General features: G+C 59.5%; 19 protein-coding genes and 1 riboswitch. Of the genes, 14 read left to right on the top strand and 5 right to left on the bottom strand.

Annotation, left to right across the window (positions count from 1 at the left end; translation table 11 throughout):
• Positions 1-234 precede the first annotated feature (234 nt).
• From PspR84_RS13205 to PspR84_RS13185, 5 genes are all read left to right on the top strand, one after another.
• Positions 235-1,437: an NAD(P)/FAD-dependent oxidoreductase gene (locus PspR84_RS13205; RefSeq protein WP_160057591.1), complete on the top strand. Its 1,203-nt coding sequence runs from the start codon at positions 235-237 to the stop codon at positions 1,435-1,437.
• Positions 1,438-1,490: 53 nt separating this feature from the next.
• Positions 1,491-2,420, top strand: a complete 930-nt coding sequence (locus tag PspR84_RS13200; RefSeq protein WP_160057590.1) for an MBL fold metallo-hydrolase — start codon at positions 1,491-1,493, stop codon at positions 2,418-2,420.
• A gap of 205 nt (positions 2,421-2,625) precedes the next feature.
• Positions 2,626-3,975 (top strand): PBS lyase, encoded by a 1,350-nt coding sequence (locus PspR84_RS13195; RefSeq protein ID WP_160057589.1) that lies wholly within the window; start codon positions 2,626-2,628, stop codon positions 3,973-3,975.
• 92 nt (positions 3,976-4,067) lie between these two features.
• Complete coding sequence (locus PspR84_RS13190) at positions 4,068-4,523, top strand: GNAT family N-acetyltransferase (RefSeq protein ID WP_160060081.1); 456 nt, start codon at positions 4,068-4,070, stop codon at positions 4,521-4,523.
• A 148-nt stretch (positions 4,524-4,671) separates the two neighbouring features.
• Positions 4,672-5,148 (top strand): short chain dehydrogenase, encoded by a 477-nt coding sequence (locus PspR84_RS13185; protein WP_160057588.1) that lies wholly within the window; start codon positions 4,672-4,674, stop codon positions 5,146-5,148.
• Positions 5,149-5,195: 47 nt separating this feature from the next.
• Here PspR84_RS13185 and PspR84_RS13180 read toward each other — a convergent pair whose 3' ends face one another.
• Positions 5,196-5,630, bottom strand: a complete 435-nt coding sequence (locus PspR84_RS13180) for a DNA methylase (RefSeq protein WP_160057587.1) — start codon at positions 5,628-5,630, stop codon at positions 5,196-5,198.
• Positions 5,631-5,824: 194 nt separating this feature from the next.
• On the opposite strand from PspR84_RS13180, the gene PspR84_RS13175 reads away from it, so the two are divergent.
• The gene (locus PspR84_RS13175; RefSeq protein ID WP_016984867.1) at positions 5,825-6,073 is read left to right on the top strand and encodes a DUF6555 family protein; all 249 of its coding nucleotides are present in this window, start codon (positions 5,825-5,827) and stop codon (positions 6,071-6,073) included.
• 2 nt (positions 6,074-6,075) lie between these two features.
• Entirely contained in the window at positions 6,076-6,468 is a 393-nt protein-coding gene (locus PspR84_RS13170; protein ID WP_160057586.1) for a GFA family protein, read from the top strand.
• An 81-nt stretch (positions 6,469-6,549) separates the two neighbouring features.
• Here the strand turns inward: PspR84_RS13170 and PspR84_RS13165 are convergent, their stop codons facing one another.
• Positions 6,550-7,557 carry an NAD(P)-dependent oxidoreductase gene (locus PspR84_RS13165; RefSeq protein ID WP_160057585.1) on the bottom strand — a complete coding sequence of 336 codons (1,008 nt, stop codon included), beginning with the start codon at positions 7,555-7,557 and terminating at the stop codon, positions 6,550-6,552.
• Between the two features lie 486 nt (positions 7,558-8,043).
• Between PspR84_RS13165 and PspR84_RS13160 the strand changes: the two genes are divergently transcribed.
• The gene (locus PspR84_RS13160; protein ID WP_160057584.1) at positions 8,044-8,406 is read left to right on the top strand and encodes a hypothetical protein; all 363 of its coding nucleotides are present in this window, start codon (positions 8,044-8,046) and stop codon (positions 8,404-8,406) included.
• 225 nt (positions 8,407-8,631) lie between these two features.
• Positions 8,632-8,850: a hypothetical protein gene (locus PspR84_RS13155; RefSeq protein WP_007916145.1), complete on the top strand. Its 219-nt coding sequence runs from the start codon at positions 8,632-8,634 to the stop codon at positions 8,848-8,850.
• A gap of 166 nt (positions 8,851-9,016) precedes the next feature.
• On the opposite strand, the gene PspR84_RS13150 is transcribed toward PspR84_RS13155, so the two are convergent.
• On the bottom strand, positions 9,017-9,328 hold the full coding sequence (locus tag PspR84_RS13150; protein WP_160057583.1) for a hypothetical protein: 312 nt from the start codon (positions 9,326-9,328) through the stop codon (positions 9,017-9,019).
• A gap of 174 nt (positions 9,329-9,502) precedes the next feature.
• On the opposite strand from PspR84_RS13150, the gene PspR84_RS13145 reads away from it, so the two are divergent.
• Positions 9,503-9,970 (top strand): thiol-disulfide oxidoreductase DCC family protein, encoded by a 468-nt coding sequence (locus PspR84_RS13145; RefSeq protein ID WP_160057582.1) that lies wholly within the window; start codon positions 9,503-9,505, stop codon positions 9,968-9,970.
• Here the strand turns inward: PspR84_RS13145 and PspR84_RS13140 are convergent.
• A complete protein-coding gene (locus PspR84_RS13140) occupies positions 9,954-10,445 on the bottom strand; it encodes a DUF2269 domain-containing protein (protein ID WP_160057581.1) in 492 nt (163 codons plus the stop codon). The two genes, PspR84_RS13145 and PspR84_RS13140, sit on opposite strands and share 17 nt — an antisense overlap.
• Position 10,446: 1 nt before the next feature.
• Positions 10,447-11,574: a saccharopine dehydrogenase gene (locus PspR84_RS13135; RefSeq protein ID WP_160057580.1), complete on the bottom strand. Its 1,128-nt coding sequence runs from the start codon at positions 11,572-11,574 to the stop codon at positions 10,447-10,449.
• 167 nt (positions 11,575-11,741) lie between these two features.
• Positions 11,742-11,948: riboswitch (cobalamin riboswitch) on the top strand.
• A gap of 91 nt (positions 11,949-12,039) precedes the next feature.
• Here PspR84_RS13135 and PspR84_RS13130 point away from each other — a divergent pair.
• Genes PspR84_RS13130 through PspR84_RS13115 form a run of 4 tightly spaced genes read left to right on the top strand, consistent with a single transcriptional unit; the run spans position 12,040 to position 15,513 of the window.
• Positions 12,040-13,977 carry a TonB-dependent receptor gene (locus PspR84_RS13130; RefSeq protein WP_160057579.1) on the top strand — a complete coding sequence of 646 codons (1,938 nt, stop codon included), beginning with the start codon at positions 12,040-12,042 and terminating at the stop codon, positions 13,975-13,977.
• Positions 13,977-14,336, top strand: coding sequence for a (2Fe-2S) ferredoxin domain-containing protein (locus PspR84_RS13125; RefSeq protein WP_160057578.1), 360 nt, complete (start codon positions 13,977-13,979; stop codon positions 14,334-14,336). The genes PspR84_RS13130 and PspR84_RS13125 overlap by 1 nt, the downstream gene beginning before the upstream one ends.
• Positions 14,333-15,259, top strand: coding sequence for an ABC transporter substrate-binding protein (locus PspR84_RS13120; protein WP_160057577.1), 927 nt, complete (start codon positions 14,333-14,335; stop codon positions 15,257-15,259). Before PspR84_RS13125 ends, PspR84_RS13120 begins: the two co-directional genes overlap by 4 nt.
• A gap of 50 nt (positions 15,260-15,309) precedes the next feature.
• Positions 15,310-15,513 (top strand): PLD nuclease N-terminal domain-containing protein, encoded by a 204-nt coding sequence (locus PspR84_RS13115; RefSeq protein ID WP_160057576.1) that lies wholly within the window; start codon positions 15,310-15,312, stop codon positions 15,511-15,513.
• The last annotated feature ends 41 nt before the right edge of the window (positions 15,514-15,554 follow it).

Genomic DNA, 15,554 nt, shown 5'->3' with positions numbered 1-15,554 from the left:
CCTTCGGCAGCGCCAACAGTTCGATACCTTCGTATACCTCCCCTCAACGCATGCGTAATCGACGCACACCGATGGACAACTGCGCCCGCAGCCCCGACGCCATAGCATTGTTTTCGACAGCGGGCGACTAAGCGCCATGCAGTACGGCAAGCAGTTTGCGGCGGCCAGTGATCGTCTCGCCAGAGTCGAAACCACGACTCGGTTTATCCAACCATCAGCGTCAGGGAGCATTTTATGAAACAGCAATTATTGGTGATCGGTGCAGGATTCGGCGGACTCTGGAGCACGTTGAGCGCCGCGCGTTTGCTGGACATGCATGACCGTCACGACGTGGAGATCACTCTGCTCGCCCCGCAAGCCGAACTGCGCATCCGTCCGCGTTTCTACGAACCCGACGTGCACAGCATGTATGCGCCGCTCGACGCACTTTTCGACGCTGTCGGTGTGCGCTTCGTCAAAGGCACCGCTGAAAGCATCGACGGCCAGGCACGTCGCGTCGGCTATCGCGATGAAAACGGTCGCCCGGGCGAACTTTCTTACGATCGCCTGGTGCTGGCCAGCGGCAGCCAACTGGCCCGTCCGCCAGTGCCGGGCCTGAAAGAACACGCCTTCGACGTTGACCAGATCGAATCTTCGGCGCGGCTGGAACGCCACCTGATCTCGCTGGCCAGTCAGCCGGCCAGCAAGGCCCGCAACACTGTGGTCATCGCCGGCGGAGGCTTCACCGGGATCGAAACCGCAACCGAAATGCCGGCCCGTTTGCGCGCCATTCTGGGTGAGGGTCAAGACGTTCGAGTGATCATCGTTGATCGCAGCAAAGACATCGCCGCGACCATGGGCGACGGGATTCGCCCGTCCATCATCGAAGCCTCGAAAGAACTGGGCATTGAGTGGATCGTCGACGCCTCGGTCGCCGGCGTGGATGCCAACGGCGTAACTCTCGCCGATGGCCGCCACATCGAAAGCAACACGGTGATCTGGACCGTGGGTTTCCGCGCCAGTCCATTGACTGAACAGCTCAACGCCGAACGCGACGTCCAGGGTCGTCTGCACGTCGATGGCAACCTCAAAGTGCAAGGTCTCGATCACGTATTCGCCGCCGGCGATGTCGCCCGCGCCGCCACCGACGACGTCGGTAACTTCTCGGTGATGTCTTGCCAGCACGCCATCAGCCTCGGTCGTCACGCTGGCAACAACGCCGTCGCCGATCTGCTCGGCGTGGCGCCAACCACTTACCGTCAGCCGAAGTACGTTACCTGCCTTGACCTGGGTGCCTGGGGCGCCGTGTACACCGAGGGCTGGGATCGCCAACTGAAACTGGTGAAAGCCGAAGCCAAAGAATTGAAGACGCAAATCAACAGCGTGTGGATCTACCCGCCGGCCGCCGAGCGCAGCGCCGCGCTGGCCGCTGCCGACCCGGCAATTCCGGTGGCTTGATCGCCCCCCTTCAACCTCGAACCGATGTCTTGCCTGAGTACAAGGAGAACACCATGACCGTGCATCTGGATTCCTTCACCGCCAATAGCGCAACCCTGCAAACCCCGCCCGAAGAACTGGTGCCGTCGCGCTACGCGCTGCGCCTGGGTGACATCGACGTGATGGTGATCAGCGACGGCGTCCTGCCGCTGCCGACCCAGACCATGTCGACCAACGCCGATCCCGAAGCCCGTGCTGCGTGGTTCAAGGAGATGTATCTGGGCCCCGACGCATTCGACTGGGCACTCAACGTGCTGGTGGTGCGTAGCGGCGAACAGGTGATCCTCGTCGACGCCGGCCTCGGCGGGCAGTTCCCCGGGTTCCCCCGCGCCGGACAATTTCCCAAACGCCTCGCGGCGGCCGGTATCGACCTACGCGATGTCACCGACATCGTAATCACCCACATGCACATGGACCACATCGGCGGCCTGCTCGTCGACACCGTGAAAAACCGTCTGCGCGACGACGTGCGCATCCACGTCACCGCCACCGAAGTCGACTTCTGGACCTCGCCGGACTTCACTTATACCGACATGCCCGCACCGGTGCCGGATGTATTGCGCTCCACCGCCAACGCGTTCATCCAGCAATATCAAAGCAAACTGCGGATCTTCGAAGACACGTTCGAAGTCGCCCCTGGCGTCGTCGCCAAACTCACCGGCGGCCACACCCCGGGCCACTGCGTGGTCTACGTGAGCTCCGGCGACGAACGCCTGACCTTCGCCGGCGACGCCCTGTTCCCGGTGGCCTTCGACCACCCGGACTGGCACAACGGCTTCGAGCACGACCCGAATGAAGCGGTGCGCGTGCGCGTCCGGCTATTGCAGGAAGCTGCGGCCAGTGGCGAACTGTTTGTCGCCACGCACCTGCCGTTTCCATCGGTGGGCCGTGTTGCCGTGAATGGCGAGGCGTTTCGCTGGATTCCGGCGATCTGGGATTATTGATCGCGATTGCGTTGTGCACCTTCGCCCGGCCTGTGTCGGGCGAAGGTGTGTCTGGGCCATGGACAATCCATCCTGAATTATGGCGACGCGCCGTGGCTCGTCGCACTGCCCGGATGGCAGCGAAGATATTTTGTGCTCGGGCGCCAGTCGCGTAGGCTGACGCTTTTGCGCAAAACAATTTGCCCCCGCAAGGACGCACTGCCCGATGAACACCACACAAGACTGGCTGACCCGGTTGGCACGCAAGCAAGGACAGCCTGCCACTTATGAGGACTACCGACGCAACGAGGCGCTGGAAATACTCGCTCACGTCGGCAGCACCGGCACATGGGCAGACGTAAGTAATCACGCCAACGGTTTTGTTCGTGAAGTCGCTGTGCGAGAAATGTGCAGGCAAGCGTCTGCCGAAGCATTGGCGGTGTTGATCGAACGCCTGAACGATTGGGTCCCGCAGGTGCGCGACCTCGCGGCGGCAGGCCTGCAACACTACTTGTCGCCCGCCCACACTCAGGCTTGGTTGTCCGCCCTTGGACCGTTGATGGCACTGGCAGCGCAACGCCGGGTCGACCACAGCCAGACGCTGTCGACGGTGCGCGCACTGCTGCAATCGGCGGAATGCCGGGATGAGGTGTATGCCGACTTCTTGCATCGTCAGGGTAAAACCGCGCGCTACCTGTTTACGCTGTTGCTGGAAAACCCTGAAAATCCCGAAACCCTGCTGCGCAGTGCTCTGGCGCATCGCGAGTTGACCGTACGCTTGATGGCAGTGCCGGCGAGTGCGATGTTGCCGGCGGCACAACGTCTGCCGTTGCTGCTTGAAGCGATGTCACACCCGGGCGCCAAAATCCGCGCGCTCGTGCTGTATGCGCTGCTCCCGCTCCTCGCCGATCCAAAACCTGTTCTGCGCGAAGCCTTATTGGATGTGTCACCCGCGGTGCGCAATCTGGCACTGTGGGCCGCACCGCGTAACGACGTTGAGGCGCATACGGTCCTCGCCGAGCGCTTGAGTCAACCTTTGCCCACAGCAAAACAACACTGGCTGGGCGTGCTCGGCCTGACCAATGAACTCGCTGACACGTTGCCAGAGCACTGGCATGCCCGCGCATTACGCTCGGCTTTTGTCACCGTGCGACAGGCAGCAGCGCGCCTGCTTCGCGATGATCAATTGCCTGAACTGTTCGCGGCACTCGACGATCCGTCGGATAAAGTTTTTTCGGTGGTGATTGCGCGACTGGACAAAGTGTCCTGGCCGCTGTTGATCCGTGGAGTGAAAGCCAAACTTGATCAAGACTGGCATGAACTCCCGTTGGCGCGGCGCAGCGCCATTTTCCAACTGCTGCCGACCTGGCAACAAGTCGGCTACTTGTTAAGCCGCCTCGACACGGGGCATGCCGGACAGAATTACTGGATCAGCCAAATCGAATCGTGGTGCGACAGGCAGTATCTGACTGCCGATCCGATAACGCCCAAGGCCGAGCGCGACGCATTGCGGGAAAAGATTCGGGAATTGACGTCAAAGGGGCTGATCCGCTCGGGTGTGCGTTTGCTCTCCTGAGTGATCCGGACTGATCAGCGCGGACGTTGTGAATCGCCTATTAGGCACCGGATCGAACAACCCACGCCGTAAATCGGGAGAGCGCTGGCTTGATCAATTACCTGATTCGAAAGGCTACGCATACAGATGCGCCGGCCATCAGTCGAACCATCACCCACACGCTGCGCGAGTCCAATGCGCAGGATTATTCTCCGGAAATCATCAATCAAGTGACGCAACACTTTACGCCTGAGGCGATCCTTCAATGGTTGACCGAACGCCAGGTACTCGTCGCAACAATCGACAGCCGAGTCGTCGCAACGGCAAGTATGGATAAGGACGTTGTCCGCAGCGTATTTGTCGACCCGCGCTATCAGGGCAAGGGCATTGGAAGACACCTGATGGCGCAGATTGAATCAAGCGCACTCGACGCAGGCGTGGAGGTGCTTCGTGTTCCCTCCTCAATCACCGCGGAGGGCTTTTACGCTTCGCTCGGCTTTCAGAAAATCCGCGACGAGTTCCACGGGGCGGAGCGCACGATCATCATGGCGAAAGCATTGGACCTGTAGCGCTGCTGCTTCGCCCGGCCTTCACCGGACGAAGTTGTTTTCACCGTTTGCCTGTCCGTTCCGGGACAACCGCTACCTTTCCTCTTTTACATGGAACGACGGTCGATCCTTGTTCTCTACCGCTGAACCTACAGCGGAGGGATTGACCATGATTGCCCTTGAAACCGGTATGAAACCGGGTGAGCGTTATCGCATTGAAAGCGTCGAGCGCGCGCCGCAATTTGCTGGGTTTTTCCTCGACGGCAAGTATTACCTGGGCCCCGAGTTGCAAACGGCCGTGGGCTGGCTCGAAGGGCAGAAATTCCTGTATGACCAACTCGATCCCAATGGTGATCCGGTTTATCCGGACAGAATCGTCGGCACTATCACCGCACGGACACTTGAGCTGACAGACGGCCTGCGTCTGAGCATCGAGGAAATGCCGTTTCAGGTAGAGGTCATTACGCCATTGCAGACGCTTGACGAAATAGCCATTGAAACCCGACCTCGGGCGATATCGCAGCGGCATACAGCAGCAGGCTTGCGCCAACCGATGCAACCTTCGGCGCTCCTGGTTGCAGGCGCTGCATTGCTGGTCGGGCTGTGCCTATTGGCGATCAATCGTTCTGGTCGTCGAGTCAGGTAGCCTGCGAATGATCCCGGCAGTGACCGTGACTGGATTGCTGCCTGCGATCAAAAACCAAGTACAGCGCTTGCTTCGCGCATGAAGATTTCCACGGTTTTCGGACCGATGCCGTCGAACTCCGCCAGCCGTTTCTCAAACGCCTGGCGGTCAGCGCTGGCCTCGACCATATGGCTGACCTTGCCCGAGTACTCATCGTTAAGTTTGCGTGCCAAGGCGTGCAGCCGCACTGCGGTGGTCTCGTCGTAACGCACGTAATGCGCCTCCCCGAGCATCGCGACTAGTTCACGGTGGCTGCACGCAGCCAGCTTGCGCGGTGTATCGCGCCCGTGTTTATCGGCAATCACCCGATAGGCTTCGGCGGCAATTTCGGCCTGTATCCGCTTGCCCATCAGGAAACTGGCAAGCAGCCATTTGAACAGGGAACCGTCATCGTTGTGCTTGAGCAGAATATCCAGATCCTCGGCACTGATCGTCTTGTTCACCGGGACCTCCGGGGGTGAGTTCGTTGAGACTGTTCGTCCGCGTATCTGCCTGGCAGACGCTCGATCTTTAGGCCACCGCCGGTTCCAACCGTTCAAAGCAAAACAATTGCCAGCGGCCTGAAACAAACCGCGAAAATCCTTTGAATTTTTTTCGTCGACAAAACTCATTTGCGTATGAGCGTAAGGAGGAACTCATGAGCAACGTCGACATCTTCGTCATCGAATACAAACTTCACGGCCAGCCAAAATCATTCGTCATCCGCGCGAAAACCATGCGCAATGCTGACGCATGGCATTGGGCGAGCTGCGATGCCGGCATTGCGCCGATTCCCAAACCTGGCAAGCCACCGTTGAAAGTCATCTCCAAACCCCAGGCCGAGCGGTTCGGCATTACCGAGGTGAAATGGCGCGAAACGGCAACGGTGGACTGGATGGAGGCGTAGTCATGCTCAAACAAATCGGCAACACGCTGATCCGCCGTGACCACCGCGCGAGTTGCCACTGCGGCGCCGTTATCCTCGAAATCCACTTGCCCGAAGGCCTGCCCACGCCCCACCGCTGCGACTGTTCGTTCTGCAAACGCCGAGGCGCGATCGTCGCAGCGGTGCCGGCTACGGACTTGAAGGTCATTCGCGGTAAGTCTGCGTTGTTGAAGTACAGCTTTGGCCAGCAAGTGGCTGAGCATTTTTTCTGCGGTAACTGCGGCATTTACACCCATCATCGACGCAGCACCAATCCGCATGAGTTTGGTTTCAATGTGGGGTGTCTTGAGGGGATCAATCCTTATGATCTGGGTGAGGTGCCGGTGGCGGATGGTGGGCTTTGGCACTCGCCTTGAGCGCGAATGCCCGCTGGCGAGCACATCAAGGCTCGCCAGCGGATCTATCAGAACGATCGGCGTTAACGAAGGAAACTTGCCTTACTGCACTTTCAATTCAAGCAACTCACCGCCCTCTTTGCTCAGACGCTCCAGGTACGCACCGGCATCGAGCAACTGATAAGGGAAGTACAGACCTGCCGGAGTGGGTGGCTTGCCATCCAGCCCGAGCAGTCGTTCCAGCAACATGGCCACGCTAAGCCCTGTCAACGCTGCGGCACCTGCCGGGTGAACGACGGCATGCCGTGTGTGCAACGTCCGACCCTTGCGATCCTCGCCGACCATTTCGATAAGGATCTCAGTCGACATCGGCCGACCCGCGCGCCGCGAAGAACTGACCCCGCTGGCCAGATTGAACTGCACATTTGGCGCGTCGGTAGCGGCAGCCAGCCCGCTAACATCGATGGACGAGAAGCCAGAGGCTTGCATCGACGTGCCGTCCAGCGCACGGAAGCTGACGCTCTGCTCCTCACCTTCACGCCAGATGTAATTGCCATCGCGCCGAGTCAGGGCGGCGGGCAGCATCTTGTTCAGGTGCTCGAAATCCTTGGCCACGGTCGGCCCGCCGCCGTCCTCCTCGTCGACCAGCGCATCAATGCGGATATCGCGCACCCGGGCAAACGCCTCAGCAATGTGCAGCGCCGCCACCGTCGTCGCGCCCACCATCCATTCGTAACCCAGCACGATTGGGGATGCGTCAGGGCGATGGATGTAACTGGCGATTTGCGGCGCAATCTCGAAAATGCCGGACGAAATGCTCAAGTGCGGCACCTTGCGTTGCTGCGCGAAACGCAGTCCGGCCAGGGAATGATCCATATAGAAAACCGCCACGGCGCTGACCGGGCGATCACCCAGCCCCAGGTCATCGGCAGCAGGATCAATGACTACGCCCTGCGCCCCGCCCATTTCCTCGGCAGCCTGTTGAGCCTTGGCGAGGTCGCGGCCGCCGATCAGTAACGGCACCTCAGGATAGGCAGCACGCAACGCTTCGGCAGAACGGTGGCCGATGGCGCCGGATCCGCCCAGAAACAAAATCGGATGAACTGACATGGGTATCCTTCCTCGTCTTTTTGGGTTGCAACTTAGTGTTGGTGCGTACCTTGGCGTGAGGGTTCCAACGCAATGATCTGAGTATTGACGCATGCCATTTTGAACGGCGTGTTGATGAGGCGTGTTTACGAGTTTTCCATCACTGTTTAAAAGACACGCCGCGTTACCGGCTCAAGGCTACAACGTCTTGCGCCATTGCCTACGACTACGCCAGAATCCGCCGGCTTGTGCGTCTGGGGCGCGGGTTTTATCGTTTCCGGGTCACTGAAAAACAGTGATCGGGTTTGGTAGCCCGGTATTTCCAGGCGCATCGCGCACCTCTCTCAGAGATCGTACCTCTTGATCTCCGTTTTATGGTGGCCATGCGTAGGGCGTCCTCGGGCGCGCCGGGTTCCTGGACCGGTCTACCAACCTGTGCATGGCCGCCACCCTTCGTTTGGTAGCGAATCGTGATGGCTCCTCAATTGTTTCCCAGGAGTGTCATCTATGTTCAAAGTCACACCCAACCCACCAGAAACCGACCCAGTTTCACCCTACAAATTCCCAGATTCCCGAACACTCAACGACGCGGCCGAACGCGCCCTCGACTACTACCTAACGCCAACCCAACGCATCATGGGCAGCGAAAAAAAACACGCTCCCATGTTTCTGGCCAACTCCGACTACGACAGCGAGTCCCTGCTCGTCAACGCCAGCGAGTCCCTCAGCTCAGCCACCGAAATGCTCTGCAACTTCGCCGCCCTCCTTGACCCAGGCCACCGCAAAACTGCGCTGGGGATTGCGCAAGTGGTGATGCTGGGGGAACTGGCGGTTAATCAAGCACTGGATAATGTTGTGCCGGTGGATTGATGGGTAATCCCTTTGTGGCGGGTCTCTGGCTGCTGCCACAAAGGGATCAAGATTGCATTGGGTGTCTGCTTTAGTCGAGCAGCGACCGGTCGCCTGATAAATAAATCTTTCCCCATTCCACCCGGCAAAAAGTTCCCCTTCCTTGAACCATGAAGGCAATGTGATAGCATGCGTTCGCCCCCCGGAGAGGGGGAATTTTTCTACATCCTGCAAGGAATATGCCCCGTGAAAGACTTCGTCATCAGCGTCAACAACACCGTCCTCTATCTCTCCCTGGCGTTCATCTGGCTGGTCGCTATCGTCGCGATTTTCACCAGCGGGTTCCTCCCGGCACTGGGTATCTTCGTGGCCGGCACCCTGTGCTGGTGCATCATTTCCGGCTTCTGGTTCGTCCAGTCGGCGACCTACGAAGAACTGCGCAAGCTAAACGCGAACAAAGGCTGAAACGTCAGGGTGGAGCAATAAGTCCCCGCCCTACCCTGAGCGCTTGGTTCCGTGCCGAGCGCTCTCGCCCACTTTGAATGGCTCGCATAAATCCCGCATTCTCCGAAATCCTGAAATTCCCGCCATTCCTTTTCTGCCAATAAAGCCCAGTACTATCTTTCTGACGTCATCTGGTTCGACCCGGCACGTGACGGTGCACCTCGCGTACAGAATGCCCACCTGGTTTGTATAAACCGCTAGTACTCCCATCGACCGAAGAGCACCGGACCGCATAGCCAAGGTTGAAGACTTTATGAATCATCGTCTCTTCATCAACCTCTTCTCCTGCCTCCAATGTGTTTCCGCCCGTTCCCCCTTTTGATATGCGATAGGCAACCACGCCGGTATCCCTGCGTTTCATTCTCACCGGGAACAACTCTGTGCCATTGTTGAGAACAAAACTGAAAGCGCGTGAAAAACGATCCTGATCCACTGCCATGGACAAATTTCCTTTACGGTAGGTAAAGGAAACTGTAGTTGATCCATGTTCTCTCGGAGTGCCTGAGCGCTGGGGGTCAGGCACGCGCCCGGCTCTCAGCGAATACGGCCATTCGCAGATCGTACGTTCTGAGGCTATGATCGCAGCACTCCAGCATCTCCCGAACCCAACCCAATGCCCACCTCAAAAACCCGCCCAACCCCCGCCCCGTTCCTCAACCCCGGCGAATCCGTAGTCCTGTTCGATGGCGTGTGCAAACTCTGCAATGGCTGGGCGCGTTTTTTGATTCGCCACGATCATCAACGTCGCGTGCGTCTGGCAGCGGTGCAGTCGCCGGAAGGACAGGCCTTGCTCGCGTGGGCCGGCCTGCCCATCGACCAATTCGACACCATGGCCGTCATCCGCGACCGCCACTACTGGGAACGTTCAGACGCGTTCCTCGAAGTCATCAGCCAATTACCCGCCCGCTGGCAGCCATTGCGACTGCTGCGCGGACTCCCTCGCGGCCTGCGCGACTGGGCCTACGACCGCATCGCGCTGAACCGCTACCGACTGTTCGGCAAGTACGACACTTGCCTGCTGCCCTCCCCGGATCATGAACAGCGCTTTCTGAAAGCAACGGCCTCTACGTCAGCAAGCTGAACAACTGCAGGGGCGTCATCTTCGTCACCATAATCAGGACGATGACAAACATCCCGGCAAACCCGAGCACGCCCATCCAGAACCATTTGCGGTAAACCGCTTGATATTGTTCATCAAGTCCGCCCCCCACCTCGCCCGCAGTCGACGCCAACACATACAGGCGCTTCTGCAGGAGCAACACCGGCAACCACAACGAGCCGACGCAGAAGAAGATGATCAACGACGTCAGCACCCACTCGGTGCTCATCGACAACCCCGAAAGTCGCATCAGCAGATAACCCGTGATGATCTGCACGAATCCGGCCGGTGTGGTGATCCAGGTGTCAAAGCCCACGACCATGCGCGCAACGTGGGCAATCACTTGTGGATTGCGCGTGCGGCTGGCGGCGATCAGGTAGAGGTAGGAACCCATGCCGAAACCGAACAGGAAGATCGCGGCGATGATGTGCAGGTACTTCAGGCACAGATAGAGCATGTCAGCGCTGCCCGTCCGAGAAGTGCACGGCCAGACTCAGGTTGTCGGGATCGTTGATCGCGGCCATGTACTCGGCGACGCTGATTTCGCCCACGCAAGGTCGGGCGCCGGCGGTCGGCACGTAGCCCTGAGCCATTTTCGTGGCCAGCGCTACGGCGGCGCAGCTGGGGATTTCCGGGCCTTTGTCGTTCAGGGCGGTGAGTTGCGCGGTCATCGACAGCGGTTTGCCGTCAAACCCAAGGCCCCGAACGTCGATGTACATCGCGCTTTTGCCATCGCCGAAACGCTCGAAGCGCAGGCCCAGTCGATGCAGTCTGCCGGCCCACAGCGCATGGTCGCGCACCAGCCCCACCTTGAGAGCCTGCGCCAGCAAGCCGTTGGCGATGCCGCCGAGTTTCAGCCCGGCGCCGGCCTTGAACTTCAGGGTCTGCGCGCCATAACGGCTGGCGAAGATGTCCATGTCCGGGACATCGACGTTGGCCAGCAGCCGGGTGCCCATCTGCGGCATTTTGCGCAAGGTCAGGTCCAGCCAGCCGGACACTTCATGCACCTTGCCGTTCTTCAGCTGTTTGATCGGCTTGCCGGCATAGGCGAGTACGCCTTCGATGGTCGACAGCCCCGGCATTTTCGCCGATGAGGAAATGCCGTGTTCGATCGAGTCGATGCGGGAAAAGCGCTGGCGCTGTTCATCGATGATTGCCGACGACAGCGTTGGGACCGAACTGCAACCGCTGAGAATCGCCACGCCGGCCAGTTTCGCCCGCGCATCGAGCACGTCGATGCCATTGACGAAAGTTCGGCAGTCGGCCAGATCGCAGTAGTTCACGCCCGCGTCGATGCAGCTCTCGGCGACGGCATAGGATTGCCCCTGAAACGGCCCGCCGGTGTGGACGACCAACTGAATGTTCAGCGCCCGCAATGCGTCTTTGAAATCGGCGCCCATGGCATCGCCGCACCAGCCTTCGCAGACATTGCCCGATTGACCATTCAGTTCATCGACTTTGCGCTGCAATTTTTGCGGATCACGGCCGGAGAGTACCAGGCCGATCTGCGGCATCAACGCCAGATGCCGGCACACGATGCTGCCGAAATTTCCGTAACCACCGACCACCATCACCCTGAACGGCATGCAATTCTTCCCTAAGTCATTCCATCACACAGGCGTGCAGGATATAGGGCCGAACGTCGGCAAGCCATTCAGATCAAAGCGATCGCTCAGGCGTCCATAGGTGGTACTGGCAGATCCAGATTGAGGAGCACTCATCGGCAAGTTGACGAACGGTCTGTCGAATGTTCAGATGCCGGCCAGTTTCAGGTGTCCCATGCCGCCGTGCATGGGGTGAAACGGGAAACCGGTACGTTCTTTTCGAACAAGTCCGGTGCTGCCCCCGCAACGGTATGCGCGTGATGCTTTCGATACACCACTGTGGCCAGACGGCCATGGGAAGGTGAAAGCCTCGATACGCGCGAGCCCGGAGACCGGCCTGGAATTTCGTTTGGCAAAATCCTGCGGTGGGCGGGCATGGGCCGGTATTGGCTGTGCGCGATGCCTTCTCTTGCATGCTCTTCTGCGAAGATCCTTTTCGAGAAGACAATGATTCGACCTTTCAACACTTCTGCTCCAACCCTCTTGTTCGGCTGCCTGTTCAGCCCACTGCTGCTGGCCGACGACGCGCCGCTCGAACTCAATCAGCAAATCGTTTCTGCACCGTCAGTGGAATCCACCACCGTCGCCGAGATGGCGAAGTTCGGCAGCAAGGTCGAGATCGTCAGCCGCGAACAGATCGAACGTGCCGGCCCCAGCGCCGATGTCAGCCGCGTCATGCAGATGTTCATTCCCGGCCTGTATGTCGCGCCAAAAAACGGCCCGTTCGACTACGGCACCTATTCGCTGCTCGGCGGGCGCAACGACGACACGCTGATCCTGCTCGACGGTGTGCGTTTGAACAATCGCCTGTACGGCGGCCTCTATCTGGACACCCTGCCGGCCAACGCCATCGAGCGCATCGAAGTGCTCAAGGGTGGCCAGAGTCTGTTGTTCGGCACTCAGGCCGTTTCCGGCGTGATCAACATCGTCACCCGCAGCCCGCAATCGCGCAAAGCCTCCGGCGAGGTCAACCTGGGCGTCGACAGCTTCGGCGGCACCACCGAAGATGCGCGGGTCGAAAATATCGTCACTAATGGATTCGGCGATCTCGGTCTGCTGGCGTATGTCAGCCACAACGTTTCCGACGGTTACCAGCCCTATCGCAACCGCGACATGAAAAACATCAGCGAGAAGCGCCGCGCCTACGAAGTCACCACGTTTGGCGGCAAGGCCATTCAGTCGTTCGGCGAGGATGCGCGGCTGGAACTGTTCTACCAATACGCCGACGCCAACCTCGACTTCGCCCGCCCGGTCGACAACCACAACACCACCAACGACCGCGTGCAACAGATCGCCACGGCGACCTTCGAGCAGACCATCAATGAGCGCCTGAGCTACTTTGTCAAAGGGCATATCAACGACTGGGACACGCGCTACACGCGGGTCAACAACGTCGTCGGCGGTGGCACCAAAGTCATTAACCACAACGACTATTGGGGCTTCACCGATTGGGGTGTGCAGGCCGAAGGCAAGGCTGAACTGCCCGGCGGCCATGTGCTGGTGTTCGGCACCGACAACCAGTGGTTCAAGGGCCAGGACGATGTGCTGGTCATCGACAACGACAAGGCTGAAGCCCATGCGTTCTACACGCAATTGCGCCCGCAGATCGACGCCCTGCCCGACTGGCACCCGAGCATCGGCGTGCGTCATGAAGCCATGAGCGGCGGCGACAGTGCCACGGTCGGTATGCTCACTTCGCTGTATGACCTGAATGACAACTGGTCGGTGCGCGGTCAGTACGGCAGCGCTTACAAACTGCCGAACGCCGAGCAACTGTTCGTCAACGAACCGGGCGACGAGATCGGCAATCGCAACCTGAAACCGGAAAAAAGCCGCAACGTTGAACTCGGTGTCGACTACAAAGGCTTCTTGCTCGATCGCGAATTCAGCGCCAGCGTGACCCTGTTCAAACGCAAGATCGACGACTTGATCACCCTCGACGGCATTCAGTGGGTCAACGGTGAAGGCACGATCCAGATGCGCGGTTTCGAGGCCGACGCCAAACTGGCGCTCAACGATCAGTGGAGCCTGCAAGCGGACATGACGCGCAACCTCACCGAATCGCGCACCGGTGTGACGATCAACGACATTCCAAGCTTTTTCGCCCGCTCGCGGGTGGGTTATGAATCGGAAAACCGCCTGTGGGGTGCCGGCGCTGCGATGCGCTACATTCGCGACATCAAAAGCTCGAAGCAAGTCGAATACGGCAACTATTCAGTGGTCGACGCCGACGCTTATCGCTATCTCGACAACGCCCGCCAACACCGCGTTAGCTTGCTGGTGGAAAACCTTTTCGACCGCGATTACGTCACCAGCCGCTCAAGCAACGTCGACAACCTCGGCCGGCCGTTCACCTCCGAAGTGCGCTACACGTACCGCTTCTGATGAGTGAAATCACAACCGTCGACGGCGTCGACACGCACCCGGACTGGTCGCACGTGCCCGAGCATGCGCGCCATGTGTTCCTCTGCACCGGCCCGCGCTGCACCCAGCGCGGCGCCTTGCAGTTATGGAAAACCCTGCGTCGGCATTTGCTGGCGCACGATCGCATCGAGACGCCAGGCGGCGTCTTGCTGACCCGCACGCACTGCCAGTTTCCGTGCAATCTGGGGCCGATTGTGACGGTGTACCCGGAACGCTGCTGGTATGGCGTGCACAGCCATGAAGATGTGCAGCGGCTGGTCGAGGGGCATCTGGTGGGCGGTGAAATTGTCGCGGATTTGCTGATCAAGGCGCGGGGATGAGATCGATTATGTTGGCGCTTGGCGCCCTGCTCTGCTCAACGCCAGTGCTCGCCGACAGTTTCAGCAATTGCGCCGAGGACTGGCACTTTGCGACAACACCACCCTCGCGAATTGTTGCGCTCAACCAGCATGCGGCCGACATTGTGTTGGCGTTGGGCGCGGGGTCATCGTTGGTCGGGGTCGCCTATCTGGATGACAACGATGCCGGTCAGCGGCAAGCCGATTATTTCGGCGTGCCGGTAATCGCGCGGCAGTACCCGGCCAGCGAAGTGCTTTACGCTGCGAAGCCGGATCTGGTGATCGGCGGTTTTGCCACGGCGTTCGGCGACGGGGTGACCTCACGCTCGGGACTGGCGCGCAATGGCGTGGGTTCGTATCTGCTGGAATCTGCCTGCAACGGGCACTCGCTGGACTATTTCGCGCATGTACGCCATGACCTGCTGACGCTGGGCAAGCTGCTGCACCAGCCGCAAAAAGCCCAAGCGTTGATCGACTCCATGGAAAAGGACCTTGCCAGCGCCCGAGCCTTGGCCGGTGCCGGTAAACCGTTGTCCGTGTTCTATCTCGACAGCGAAGTCAAAGGCCTCGACAGCGAAGGTCAACGCGGGTTTGTCACCCCGCTACTGGCCGCCGTAGGGGCACGCAATGTGTTCGCCGACATCAACCTCTATCGAGTCACCGTCAACAGCGAAACCCTGCTGGCCAGCGACCCGGACGTAATCCTGCTGGCCGACGCCGAATGGTCGCCCGCCAGGCGCAAACGCTATCTGCTGACCCACGACCCGGTGTTGTCGCAACTGCGCGCGGTGCGCGAGAACCGCATCATCGAGATCCCTTTCACACACCTGCTGCCGGCTTTCAACAGCGGCCGCGTAGCCTTGCAACTGGCGCGGCAGCTCAATGCACTGAAGAAAAATAAATGAACCCGTCGCACCGCACGCCACCTAACGAACAGACCATCAGGAGGTAGCCAATGCAAATCGAAACCGTGTGGATCGTACTGGCGGCAGTTCTTCTGCTAATCGAACTCTGGGCCATCAATCGGGTGCGCAAGAGTGAGGGGAAATCGAGCAACAAAGGTGTATGGATTGTGCTGATCGTGTTTGTGCCGCTGTTCGGCTTGATTGCCTGGGCGTTGGCGGGGCCCAAGCATGTCAGTCATAACGCGTCGTCGTAACCTGATTCATTCGCTGTCGTGCGGGGCTTGCCACCGGCAGC

It is taken from the genome of Pseudomonas sp. R84 (assembly GCF_009834515.1).
In the GTDB taxonomy this organism is placed as follows: domain Bacteria; phylum Pseudomonadota; class Gammaproteobacteria; order Pseudomonadales; family Pseudomonadaceae; genus Aquipseudomonas.
This window is presented reverse-complemented; position numbering and strand designations above follow the sequence as displayed.